This is a genomic window from Mycoplasmoides gallisepticum, from assembly GCF_900476085.1.
Lineage (GTDB): Bacteria > Bacillota_I > Bacilli_A > Mycoplasmatales > Mycoplasmoidaceae > Mycoplasmoides > Mycoplasmoides gallisepticum.
Window position 1 is genome coordinate 369644 of the sequence record NZ_LS991952.1, and the last position, 13010, is coordinate 382653.

Here is a 13010-nt window from a genome sequence, read left to right on the forward strand (position 1 = left end):
ATCAAAAATTACGTTTAAACTTTGAAAAAATTGTTAATATAATTTATATAGATTCAAGATAGCTTAATGAAAACTAAAATTGGTGTCCTTGGTACGGGAGCTTGAGGAACTGCTCTAGCTAATATCTTATTAAAAAACGGTCATATCGTACAGATGTGAGGGATCGATCAAGACGAAATCAATAGCCTTAAAAAAGGTTATAATAATCGTTATTTTGGTCATATAAAACTAGTTAAATCACCTGATCTAGTTTCAAGTGATTTAGCTGCAGTTGTTGATGGGTGTGATTATTTATTATTAGCAATTCCATCAAAGTTTTTTAATGATGTCTTAGCAAAACTAACTAACGTTCTAAAAGATCGTAAAGTTAATCTGATTAATGTAGCTAAGGGAATGGATGGTCAAACTAAACAATTTTGATCAGAAGTGATCAAACAAGCGTTTAGTAAGAATTTGCTATCATTAACATCATTATTAGGACCTTCGTTTGCTACTGAGGTGTTTGATAATCACCCAACAGTGATTAATGCCGTATCTAATGATATGACTAGTTGTAAAAAAGTGTGTGAACTATTTAATAATAACACTTTTCAATTAGTACCATTTGACAACGAACTATCAGCACAACTGTTTGCTGCAATTAAAAACGTTTGTGCCATCGGAACTGGGATCGTTTTTGAACAAACAACATCAGCCAACACTAGATCTGCTTTACTAACAAAACTATTTAATGAGATGGATCGTTTGTATGAAAGTTTAGCTAAAGATAAATACCGACCAAAAGATTGTACCCAACTTAGTGGGATCGGTGATTTTATTCTGACTTGTACAAACGATCAATCAAGAAACTTTAGTTTTGGTAAGTTAGTGGCTAAATACGGAATTAAAAACGCGTTAGAAAAAAATATCAAAACCGTTGAAGGTTATCTAGCAGCTAAAACGATGTATGAGATCATTAAGAACAATAATTTAGAATTAAAACTCCTAATCACAATTTATCAGATCTTATATGAAGATCTGGATGAATCTGTCCTAGTTAAAAAGTTGATTAATTAATATATGGCTGACAAGCAACAACCAACCCAACTTAATCTGATCGCTTATTTTGACGATTATCAGTCGGCTCAAAATGAACAACAAAACTCAACTACCTTAAGACCTATCGAACTAGATCAGTACTACCGTAATTTAGTTAGGGATATTTCGCTTTCTCAAACTAGTTCGGTTTATCAACAATACGATCAACATACAACAAATAACTATCAAACTAGTAGTTATAAGATTACTCCTGAACAAGAAAAAGCTTACTACCAAAAACAAACAGAAGCTTTTTATGACCATTTAAATAATGGTAATTATTACAACAAAAACACCACTTCGTTCTTGTTTGATGATTCACTATATAACTATCAATATGATCATTCTAGGATTAATAACAAACACGTTAATAGTTTTAGTGATGGTAGAGAAAGATTATTCTCAGATAGTGTTGTTAACAATAAAGATGCAGAGAAAACAGCTGAGTTTCAGATTGAAGACTTTATTCAGTGAGTAGCTAAAAAGAAAGAAAAATGAAAGAAAGCTAGAGAAGCTAAAAGAAAACAAAGAGAGTTTAAAAAACGTAAGTTGGATGATGAAAATGCTTGGTATGAAAAAGTGATGAGTGAAGGTACCCAAGCATTTAAAGATAGCTTTGGCTTTAATTTCAACAGCATCAATTGGGATAATATTGATTTCAATGGCTCATCAAATGAAGAAGAGATCAATAATGCTTATCGAATCTTAGGGTTGAGTAGACACGATTCTAGTGATGATGTCAGATCAGCTTATCGTAGGTTAGCTAAGAAATACCACCCAGATCTTAATAAAGATCCGGGTGCTGAAGAGATGTTTAAAAGGATCAATTATGCGTATGAAATTCTTAATGAATACGTATTATAATCAGCTTTAAATATTTATTAGGTGACAAAAACTTTTTAAAAAGATAGTATATTTGCTTATATTTTTATTAAATAACGTATAATCTAACAAATTTATATTTGGTATTTTAGCTTTTAGTTAAGATTAAATTAATTAATTTCGGAATATTAAATATTTATTTTTTTTAATCTAACAATGATGCAATAATTTTTTTATGTTGAAAAAAAACCATCGTTATTAGGGTTTAATTGTTAGAAACAAATTAAATTATTATATGGATATATGGAAAATTTAGAAAAAAAACGAAGTTATTCTCAAGATAACCAATCTTAACAAAAGTTTTGATAAGCACAAAAGGTCAGGTACTAAAAAAGCACTTGATGATCTAACTTTTAAAGTTTATAAAAGACAATTTTATGGCTTTTTAGGGGTTAATGGTGCTGGTAAAACAACAACTTTAAATATCATCATGGGACTTTTATCAAAAGACTCTGGTTCGATCGAACTATTTGGTGAAGAAGTTAAGGGTGATTTTACTAGAATTAGAAACAATATCGGGATTGTGTTTCAAAACTCAATCTTAGATAAGAATCTAAGTGTTTATGAAAACTTATACTCAAGATTATCTTTATATAAAAATGAATTTAAAGATAAAACGACCAAACAAGTTGTTGATGAGATGGTAGTTAACTTTAAACTTGAAGATATTATCTGAAAGAAGTATGGCAGCTTATCTGGTGGTCAAAGAAGAAGAGTTGATATTGCTAGAGCATTAACACACAATCCTTCAATCTTATTCTTAGATGAACCAACCACTGGATTAGATCCAATCTCACGAAGAATGGTTTGAGATATCTTAGAAAAATTAAGAATCGAACGCGGATTAACGATCATCTTAACCACCCACTATATGGATGAAGCTGATGGTTGTGATTACACGATCGTAATTAAAAAAGGTAAAAAACTAGCCGAAGGAACTCCGGCTGAACTAAAAACTAGATATGCAAAGTCATGAGTGTTAGTTCAAGACAAACCTGATCATTCAATTAGAAAATTAATTGAAACAAAAAGCCTAACTTATGAGATTAAGGGTGGTTATTTAAGAGTGGCTTTTGATACGTATGATCAAGCCCACAAATTTACCCAAGAACATATTGGTGTATTAGAAAACTTTGAATTAATCAAAGGGAATATGGAAGATGTTTTCATCAATCTAACCAATGAAGAAAATAAAAAACACCCAGAAGAAACTGAGAGTACTAAACATCGTAGTTGATGAAAACTAGGAGGTGCTAAATAATGATTTACGCCAAGACAACATTCGGAAGCCTTTTAGCTAGAAACATTAAGTTATTCTTAAGAAACAAAACTAGATTCTTCTTTATCCTATTAGGTCCAGTAATCACCTTATTAGTTTTTGTTCTGATTATTAAAAGAAATAGTTTTGATCCTGGTGGTAGAGCTGTTGAGTTCTTAAACTTAAGCTCATTATCAAGAGAATCACAAACATCACTAAGAGATCTTGGTGCGATTGAACTAGTCTATTCAACAGAATTTACCACAGAGATCTCAAACTACATCTTTAATGGGACGCTCTTATCTGGGTTGATCTCAATAACTGCACTAACTACAGCTGTTCAACTGTCACAAAATATCGTTCAAGACCGTGAAGAACGTATCTTAGAAGATTTCTTCATCACTCCAACTAAAACAACAACCGTAAGATTATCATACGTAGTATTTAATATCTTATTTAATATGTTAATAACTTTATTAGCATTATTCTTCATCTACGTATATATTGTTGCAAGATTTCCAACTTCACCGTTCTCTAAACCTGAAACTGTTCTAGCTACAGTTGGTGTGACAATCTTAATCTGTTTAATCAACTCTGTTTTCTTCGTCTTCATCTTTTCATACATTAAGAAACTATCAATCTTCTTAGTATTAACAGCAATGGTATCATCTGCAGGTGGTTTCTTAATTGGTGGTTACTTCCCAATTTCATTATTACCAAAAGGATTAAGTGCAGCTATCTCACTAATCCCACAAACTGAAGCAAGCATCTTATTAAATAATGTTTCTTTAAACCACGATATCATTACTTCAAGTGTTAATACACTAACAGCTGAAAACGTTAGTGTCACCTTATCAAATGACACAACTAAAAATCTCTTAACCTTCTTTATGGATAATGCTCGTATGCCAAGAGAACAAGCATTACAAACTGCTAACGAGATCGTGCAAAAACTAACTGATGGAATTAATATGGGAATCAGGGATTATGCTAAAACTACATTAGTTGGTCAAGATGTAGAACCTTATGTTTCAGTAATTTACGCTGCTGGTTTACTAGGGTTATTTACCTTCTTGCTGTATGCAGTAAAATATTCTAGAAAACGCTAATGAGTTTTTAGAACCAAATTAAAAGATTAGAATTAAATAATTAATTCTAATCTTTTTTTTTTATTTTTATCTAAGTAGATGTATGGCAATTAAAAATCGACATGGTCAATGGCCATGTCGATCTTATTTATTAGTTTAGTTTGATCTATTAGTAAGGAACGTCCATTCCGTTAACCTTTAATCAGATGATTTGAGATGGCTTAGCTAATTTAGAATAAGGGCAAGTTTCGTGAGATAACTTCATTAATTCTTTAGCCTTAGCTTCTGGAAGATCTACAGTTAATGAGATTCCAACTCTTAGTTCGAAAGCCATTGGTTCTTCTTGAACGTGTAATTGAACAGTTACTTCGATTGGGGCTTCTTTTAGATCATGACCTAATTTTTTAGAAACAGCAAATACTGCTTGAGAAAAACAACTTGCATAACCAGCAGCAAATAGTTGCTCTGGGTTTAGTCTGTCAGAGTGAGAACCACCCATTGCTTTAGGAAAACCTAAGTTTAATGATAGTTGACCATCAGTTGTTTTAACTAGACCTTCTCTACCAACTTTAGCTACTGCAGCGGTTTCATAAACCTTTTTAAACATAAATATCCTTTCGTAAATTTATTTAAGTAAATAGATTATAAAATAGAAATTTAATTAAGCTTTTTTAAAGCATTTTAGAATAATGAACCAAAGGGATTCTTGTTAGCTTTTAACATTCGACCGATCTCTTCCATCTTGCCAGAAGCATTTTGTCAGTCTTTTAATAACTTATTTAATTCTTCAACTTTTCTTCCCGAACCCTTAATAATTCGGCTTTTTCTTGAAGGGTTTTTCATTAATAATTTGGGATTTCTTCGTTCTTTTAATGTCATTGATGACATTAAAATTTTTCACACATGGATTTTTTGAGTGGCTTCTTCAACTTTATCTTCACTAATCTTATTAGCAAATCCTGGAAGCATTTTTACAAGTGAACCTAATCCACCCATTTTAGTTATTGATTGGGTTTGTTGTAATAAATCTTCAAGATCCATTCGACCTGAAAGCATCTTTTCGAAAGTTTTCATCGTTGATTTTTCATCATAAACTTCCTGTGCTTTCTCAGCCAAAGTCATTACGTCACCAAATCCTAAGATGCGATCGGCAATCCGTTCAGGATAAAATAACTCAATCGCATCGAGTTTTTCACCGCTTGTTGTAAACTTGATCGGCACGTTTAAGATCGATCTTAATGATAAAGCAGCACCTGCTCTAGCATCACTATCTAGTTTGGTAATAATGATCCCGCTTAGTTTTAGGTAATTATTAAATTCTGTGGCGATATTAATGATCTCTTGACCAGATAGACCATCCACTACTAAGATAATCTCATCAGGATCAACAGTGTTACGGATATTAACTAATTCGTTCATTAATTCGACATTAGTTTGTAATCGTCCAGCAGTATCATAAATGATCAGATCACAATTTTTTTCTTTTGCGATCTCAATTGAGTTTTTAGCTGTTTTAACTGGATCAGATAATCCTTCATTATAGAATGGCATATTGATCTGTTCAGCTAAAGTATTAAGTTGATCAATTGCTGCAGGACGATAAACGTCTAGTCCAACTAATAAGCTGTTCTTTTGTTTTTGTTTATTTAAGAATTTAGCTAATTTAGCTACAGTAGTAGTTTTCCCAGAACCTTGTAAACCAACTAACATAATCTTAGCTAATTTCTTATCAGTTTTTAGGGGTTGTTGATCTTTACCTAAGATATTAACAAGTTCATCTTTGATGATCTTTAAGAAATAAGCATGAACATCAGTGTTACGATCAACAGCTTGTCCGATCGCTTTTTCTTTAATCGCTTTAATAAAGGTCTTAACAACATTAATATTTACGTCAGCATCTAATAAAGCGATTCGAATCTCACGTAAGACTTCAGTAAGATCTTCTTCTTTAATGGTTTGATTTAGTAATCTTTTCTTTAACGATTTAGTAACAATCGATGAGATCATTGATTTAAGCATATTAATTAACCTTTTCAAACTACGATAAAGTAGTTTTTCTTACCCTTTTTAATCACTGTTAATTGTTGATCTTTTCTAACATTTAGTTGTGCTTGTGGATCAGTTATTTTCAGATCATCAATCTGAATTGACCCTTGAGCTATTAGTTCACGTAAGATTCTTTTTGAATCAGCAACCTTTGCTTGCAACAAGAAATCAATAACCATAAACGATTGATTTCTATCTAGTTCAACTTTATCAAAACTAGCAAAAACAACTAATTTTTCTTGATCAGACAATTGATCTAGTTGATTATCAAATAATGCCTTGTTCATCTTGTGAACAGTATCTAAATGTTCTTGAGAATGAATAAATTTAACTAGATAATCTGCTAAGAATTTTTGCGCAATTCTTGTCTTTTTATTAGCTAGATGTGCCTCAATTAGTTCTTGTAATTGCTCAAGTGATTGATCTAAAACATAACGATGGATTAGATCAATAATAAACTGATCGTCTTGGTTATAGATATATTGTCAAATTAGGTATGGATGAGTTAAGTTTTCATCTAAATAAAGTGCACCTTGTTCTGATTTACCGAACTTATTACCATTGGGATTAAGTAATAAATTAAAGGTTAACCCACATAAATAAGGGGTTTTTTCCTCACCATATTTTCTTTTGATCAGATCAATTCCGGTTGTTATATTTCCTCATTGATCAGATCCCCCACACTGAACTTGGACATCGTATTGTTCATACAGATGTAAAAAGTCATGACCCTGAATTATGTTGTATGAAAACTCAGCATAAGAGATCCCATTTTCAATTCTTGAACGAATGAATTCTTTGTCTAGTAAATAACCAATATTGATTAATTTTCCCGTATCTCTTAAAAAATTTAAGAGATTCATATTTTGATAAAAATCAATGTTGTTAATGATCTTGGCTTGAGTATAACGTTCTAGTTGTACTTTGATCTTATTAGCGTTAGCTGTGATTTTTTCATAATCTTGAACCTTACGTTCAGAGGTCTTACCTGAAGGGTCACCGATCAAACCAGTAGCCCCCCCTAAGATAGCATAAGTTTTAAACCCAACTTTTTTTAAGTATCTTAAAACGATGATTGGAATTAAATTCCCTAAATGTAAAGATTCACCACTAGGGTCGAAACCAACATAAACACCCTTTTGATTTTTTAGGGCTAGTGCTAATTTTTCTTCATTAGAAATCTGTTTGATAATATTGCGTTTTTTAAGTTCAGAAATAAAGTCCATGAGTGCTTTTAATATAAATTGTAGAGTTGATTAGATTGAGTAAAAACTAGTAATCTCGGTCTTGGTAAATTGGGTATTTTACTAATAGTTTTTTTACTTCAGATTTAACTTTATTGATCACATTAAGATCACCTTTTGCTTTAATGATCTGATCAATTCAATCAGCAATCTGAACAAAGTCAGATTGAACCAATCCCCTTGATGTCATTGCTGCAGTACCCAATCTAATTCCACTAGGATTCATTGATTTATTTGAATCGTATGGAATCATATTTTTATTAACAACAATATTAGCTTGGTACAATCAATTTTCTACTAAATCACCGGTTAAATTAAACTTTTTGAATAAATTGATTGAGAATAAATGGTTATCAGTTCCATTAGCAATAATCTGATAACCTTTATTAATAAAAGCTTCACAAAAAGCTTTACTATTATCAATTACATTTTTAATGTAAGTCTTAAATTTAGGTTGAAGTGCTTCATCAAAAGCAATTGCTTTTGCTGCAATCACATGCATTAGTGGTCCACCCAATTCTCCAGGGAAAACTGCACTATCAATCTTTTTAATTAGATCTTCACGATTAGTTAAGATAATCCCACCACGTGGGCCTCTTAAGGTTTTGTGAGTAGTGCTTGTGATGATATCACAATATTCAACCGGGTTTTGATGATAACCTGCAACGATTAGTCCAGCAATATGTGCGATATCAGCCATTAAATAAGCACTAACATGATCAGCGATCTGTCTAAACTTTGCAAAGTCGATTGCTCTTGAATAGTTTGAAGCCCCACAAACAATTAGTTTAGGTTTTACTTCAATTGCTTTTTTTAAGATCTCATCATAGTCTAATAGATAAGTATTTGGATCAACATTATAATGATAAAAGTCATAAATCTTCCCTGAAAAATTAACTTTAGATCCATGGGTTAAATGACCACCATCATTTAACCCCATCGCTAATACTTTATCGTGTGGTTGTAATAAGGCTAGATAAGCAGCAGCATTTGCTGTTGATCCTGAGTGTGGTTGAACATTAGCATGACGAGCACCAAAAAGTTTTTTTAGTTTTTCAATCGCAATTAATTCAATCTGATCAACATACTCACACCCACCATAATAGCGTTTATTGGGTGTTCCTTCAGCATACTTATTAGTTAGGACTGATCCAGTTGCTCTAAGAACAGCTTCAGAAACATAGTTTTCTGAAGCGATCAGTTCAATCTGATCTTGTTGTCTTTGCAATTCTTGATTAATTAGCTTAAAAATCTCCATAAGATTGATCCAAATATTGTTTTAACAATATGTTTATATAAATAAATATTTGCCTTTTTATCGATAAAATCAATAAAAACTGGAAAATGACACACTTAAAAATTTAACTGTTCATTATCTATCAAATTTAATGTAAATTAAAATAAAAAATATATTGCACTTTTTTCAAATATTGAGATTACAAAAAAACAAATACACCTTCCTAACTTTGACACTTTTATTATTTTTGAGACTTTTTGAATTTCTTAATATATTTTATATATTAAGAAATTCTTATTTTTTTTCTTACATATATAGTATATATAGTATAGTAAAAAGGACAAATTATGGCATCAGTACAAATCATTAAAAAGAATAAAACGCAATATGTAAGAATTGTGGAATCATATTGAGACAAAGAAGTTAAAAAACCCAAAATAAGAGAAGTTAAGTTTCTAGGAAAATTAGAAGATCTTACAAAAGATAATCCAAACTTTATTGAAGAATTAAAAGAATCTGCCAGTTCAAAGAAAAATAAAAAACAAAATGATAGAAATGAACAAATTTTACAGATTATGAATTCGTTGAAATTGGACAAATTTAAAGGAGACAAATCAAAGGTTATGGAAATTTAGTTTATGAAGAAATTATGAATTATCTTGAATTACCAAGTTTCTTAACTGATTTACAAAAGAAAAATAGTAGATCAAAATATGACCTAGCATCAATTACAAAAATGCTGATTTTAACAAGAATTTTAGAACCATCATCTAAACGAAGTTCAGTTGAAAAAAATTAAAAAATATTGATACGAATTTAATGATAGTTTAAAAGATGTTTATCGATCTCTTGAGTTTTTACAAGATAAAAAAGTAGAAATTTTAAACTATTTAAATGAACAATTTGTAGAAAAAATCAATAGAAATTTAACTTTTTGTTTTTATGATGTAACAACTGTTTATTTTGAAAGTTTTTTACCGGACGAACTTAGAAAATTCGGCTTTTTAAAAGATAATAAAGTTAACCAAACAAAAGTAGTGTTAGGTCTTTTGATTGATGATATGGGAATACCAATTTATTACGATTTATTTCCTGGAAACACATCTGATTTCTTAACTTTAAAACCTGTTTTAGAGAATATAAAAAGGGATTTAGGTATAGAGAAAATCACTATTGTTGAGATAGAGGTTTAAACTCAAAAAGTAACTTGTTAGCCATAAAAGAAGCAGGATATGACTACATTATGGCCTACAAAATCAAAGGTAAAGAAAATAAAATCGAAGGAATTTATGATCTTGAAACATACAAAATGATGTATGAAGAATTTGGTGTGAAAAAACAAGATCACAAAGAGTTTTTTAAATCAAATAATACCTTACTATGAAATTGATAATAAACTCATTTTAACTTTTTCAAGAAAGAGACAAAAAAAAGATAAAAAAGATCGTGAAAGACTCATTAAAAAAGCTGAAAAATCACTCAATTTATCAGCTATAAAATCAGAAATGAAAAGAGGCGGTAAGAAGTATTTAAAATTTGCAGTTAACGAAGTTGAATTAGATCATCAAGCCATTTTAAAAGATGAAGCTGCAGATGGTTTTTACGGAATTTTAACATCTCATGAAGATATGAATGAAGAAGATATGAATGAAAAGGAAATTATTAAGCAATATTCAAAACTTTGAAAAATCGAAGAAAGTTTTAGAGTAATGAAAACAAACTTTGAACTAAGACCTATTTTTCTTTCGGCAGAAAAGACAATTAAAGGGCATTTTTTAATTTGTTTTCTTGCACTCATAATCCAAAGATATTTAGAATTTGTTCTTGATTGCTGTGGTTATCCAATGCCTACAAACAAAATAATTTATGCAATTAAAAATCAAAAATTATCCATTATTCCAGAAATTAATACTTATATTAAAACAGAAGAATCTGAAGATTTCAAAACTATTTTAAAAGTTTTTGGAATTAAACTAATTGAAACTATTGGTAAATATGAAGATATTAAATTTACTATATAGGAATTGTATTATAAAAAACTACGAATAGCTCTATATTGTGGGGTTATTAGTAGTTTTAAATTTTAAAAGTGTCAAACTTAGGAAAAACTCCCAAAAAAAATTTTAATATTTTTTTTTTGAGAGTGGTAAGTTGGAAGTTACAATGGGGTTTTATTTTGAATAAATTTATCTTTGAAAATAATTAAACAATTCCAAAACCTTTGATGGCGTACGATTCTTTATTGTTGTTTTAATTATAGAAATTAAATAATTAAAATATGTGCTTAAAATTTTAAAAAAACAAAAAAAATAAAAAATAAATTTTAAGCAGTTTAAAATCTTTTTTCTTAACAAAATAATTGTACAATACCAAAACGTTTTTCCTGTAATTCCTGAATGTTTTCAGTTTTACTTAACAAAATAATTGTACAACCCAAAACTAATCATCATGTGCATGATCATGGTTGTGATCATACTCATGATGATCGAGGAAATGACCAGGGACACCCTCATGCATTAGCAATCTTAATGAATTTAGTAAATAATGCATTAAAAGAATTTAGCGAACCAATATAAATCAAGAAAATAGTGATGAAAGCATTAAAGTAAAACTTACTCAGTTAGCCACAGAGCAAAACATTGATTTAACAAATGAAATTAATCCTTTTGTAAATGCTTTAAAACAATTTAAAGTGGAATATAACCAAAATAACATCAAAAATAACTACATTAATGCTTTAAAAAATGAAGTAGAAAATCTTAAAGCTAAAATTGATAGTGTTAAACAATTAATAAATGCATAGTTAAAACAAATACTCTTAAAAATGGGCACCGAATTCAATTTTGTGTAAAACAATTAATTAACTCAAAAAAAGAAAGGTTAATATAATTTTATAAACGGTAATAAAAATGAATTCAAAAGACGAACAAATGAAACAGATTCAAAAATTAATTGTTGAATTTGTAAAACAATTTGGTCCTAGTAGTGGAAAACAACTATTAAACATCACTGATTATATTGCTAAGCCTGTTTTACAGGCTCTGGTTGATGGTGAACATGTTGGCAAACTAGAATTATTGAGAGAAAATGCTGATAATGATGAGAATGTGTATCAAAACGGCTCATACACTAGAAATGTTAAGTGAGGGCAAGAAGAAATTCCCATAAAAATGAAAAGAATTCGTGGTGAAAATCAAGACTCTCAAATTATCCCGAAATATCAAAGAATTATCCATGATAAGTTTATCTTAGATGTTCTTTCTTTAGCTTCTACTCGTTTGTCAAACAATGAAATCGCTGATCAAATAACGTCAATATATGGATTCAAAGTAAGTCCTAGCGTAATTTCAAATTGTATCCAAACTGTTCAAGATGAGATGCGCGATTGGCACGAAAGACCGCTAGAAAACAACTACCCAATCATAATGATTGACGGTAAAGTCTTTAAGATCAAAACTGAAGAAAGCGGACGGTCAAAGTACGTAAATAAAACGCTTTATGTCGTGGTAGGAATCAATGCGGATGGTCAAAAAGAGCTTATAGCGCTATACGTAAGCAACACCGAATCTGCTACAGAATGAATTAACATTCTTGATAATTTGAAAGAACGCGGCTTGTCTGAAACATATATTATTGTTTCAGATGGTTTAAAGGGTTTGAAAGAAGCGATTGAAAACGTTTATCCAAAAGCAATGCATATTACTTGCACGGTTCATATGATTAGAAATGCTGCAAAATATGTATCTCATTCTATGAAGTCCGATTTTTTAAGAGACTTAAAAAACATATATGGAGCAGACAATTGAGAAAGTGCAAAACACAACTTTGAATATTTAAAAAATAAGTGAGGCGGTTCTAACAAGCGCGCAGTTGAAGTTGTGGAAAGAGCGATGGACAACATAGAAAAACTCTTTAGCTTTTCTAAAGCTTTACGGACATTAGTTTATACCAGCAACATAGTTGAAAACTATAATTCAGTAATTGGGAGTTTCCTAGCTGCTAAAAAGTCTTTTAATAACATAAACCAGCTGTTATTAGACCTATATGTACATTTTGGTTACAATCCAAGATATAAAAAACTAAATCAGAAAAGTAATAGAGTGAGAAATTGATATAGAATATATGAAGAGTTAATGGATGTATTTCCGAACTTACTTAAGAAAAACTAAAAGTTCGAA

Annotated in this window: 13 protein-coding genes; 9 read left to right on the top strand and 4 right to left on the bottom strand. The window is 30.1% G+C overall.

What is annotated here, in order from left to right:
* Positions 1 to 66 precede the first annotated feature (66 nt).
* From D2833_RS01595 to D2833_RS01610, 4 genes are all read left to right on the top strand, one after another.
* Positions 67 to 1056: an NAD(P)H-dependent glycerol-3-phosphate dehydrogenase gene (locus D2833_RS01595; protein WP_117273990.1), complete on the top strand. Its 990-nt coding sequence runs from the start codon at positions 67 to 69 to the stop codon at positions 1054 to 1056.
* Between the two features lie 3 nt (positions 1057 to 1059).
* Positions 1060 to 1941 carry a DnaJ domain-containing protein gene (locus D2833_RS01600; protein ID WP_027333264.1) on the top strand — a complete coding sequence of 294 codons (882 nt, stop codon included), beginning with the start codon at positions 1060 to 1062 and terminating at the stop codon, positions 1939 to 1941.
* A gap of 298 nt (positions 1942 to 2239) precedes the next feature.
* Positions 2240 to 3220, top strand: a complete 981-nt coding sequence (locus tag D2833_RS01605) for an ABC transporter ATP-binding protein (protein ID WP_231992519.1) — start codon at positions 2240 to 2242, stop codon at positions 3218 to 3220.
* On the top strand, positions 3220 to 4326 hold the full coding sequence (locus D2833_RS01610) for an ABC transporter permease (RefSeq protein ID WP_011113529.1): 1107 nt from the start codon (positions 3220 to 3222) through the stop codon (positions 4324 to 4326). The genes D2833_RS01605 and D2833_RS01610 overlap by 1 nt, the downstream gene beginning before the upstream one ends.
* A gap of 148 nt (positions 4327 to 4474) precedes the next feature.
* On the opposite strand, the gene D2833_RS01615 is transcribed toward D2833_RS01610, so the two are convergent.
* The 4 genes from D2833_RS01615 to glyA form a co-directional block, all read right to left on the bottom strand.
* Positions 4475 to 4912, bottom strand: coding sequence for an Ohr family peroxiredoxin (locus D2833_RS01615; protein WP_011113530.1), 438 nt, complete (start codon positions 4910 to 4912; stop codon positions 4475 to 4477).
* A 74-nt stretch (positions 4913 to 4986) separates the two neighbouring features.
* Positions 4987 to 6324: a signal recognition particle protein gene (gene ffh, locus D2833_RS01620; protein WP_027333263.1), complete on the bottom strand. Its 1338-nt coding sequence runs from the start codon at positions 6322 to 6324 to the stop codon at positions 4987 to 4989.
* 5 nt (positions 6325 to 6329) lie between these two features.
* Positions 6330 to 7577: a tyrosine--tRNA ligase gene (gene tyrS / locus D2833_RS01625; protein WP_014574680.1), complete on the bottom strand. Its 1248-nt coding sequence runs from the start codon at positions 7575 to 7577 to the stop codon at positions 6330 to 6332.
* 46 nt (positions 7578 to 7623) lie between these two features.
* Complete coding sequence (gene glyA, locus D2833_RS01630) at positions 7624 to 8853, bottom strand: serine hydroxymethyltransferase (protein ID WP_011113533.1); 1230 nt, start codon at positions 8851 to 8853, stop codon at positions 7624 to 7626.
* Positions 8854 to 9179: 326 nt separating this feature from the next.
* Here glyA and D2833_RS01635 point away from each other — a divergent pair, with 326 nt between their 5' ends.
* The 5 genes from D2833_RS01635 to D2833_RS01655 all read left to right on the top strand — a co-directional run bounded on the left by D2833_RS01635 (position 9180) and on the right by D2833_RS01655 (position 13001).
* Positions 9180 to 9467, top strand: coding sequence for a hypothetical protein (locus tag D2833_RS01635; protein ID WP_187322831.1), 288 nt, complete (start codon positions 9180 to 9182; stop codon positions 9465 to 9467).
* Between the two features lie 14 nt (positions 9468 to 9481).
* Complete coding sequence (locus D2833_RS04110) at positions 9482 to 9631, top strand: hypothetical protein (protein ID WP_187322832.1); 150 nt, start codon at positions 9482 to 9484, stop codon at positions 9629 to 9631.
* Positions 9618 to 10025: an IS1634 family transposase gene (locus D2833_RS01640; protein WP_027333262.1), complete on the top strand. Its 408-nt coding sequence runs from the start codon at positions 9618 to 9620 to the stop codon at positions 10023 to 10025. Before D2833_RS04110 ends, D2833_RS01640 begins: the two co-directional genes overlap by 14 nt.
* Before the next feature lie 123 nt (positions 10026 to 10148).
* Positions 10149 to 10853, top strand: a complete 705-nt coding sequence (locus tag D2833_RS01645; RefSeq protein ID WP_143714383.1) for an IS1634 family transposase — start codon at positions 10149 to 10151, stop codon at positions 10851 to 10853.
* Between the two features lie 888 nt (positions 10854 to 11741).
* The gene (locus tag D2833_RS01655) at positions 11742 to 13001 is read left to right on the top strand and encodes an IS256 family transposase (RefSeq protein ID WP_117273920.1); all 1260 of its coding nucleotides are present in this window, start codon (positions 11742 to 11744) and stop codon (positions 12999 to 13001) included.
* Positions 13002 to 13010 lie beyond the last annotated feature (9 nt).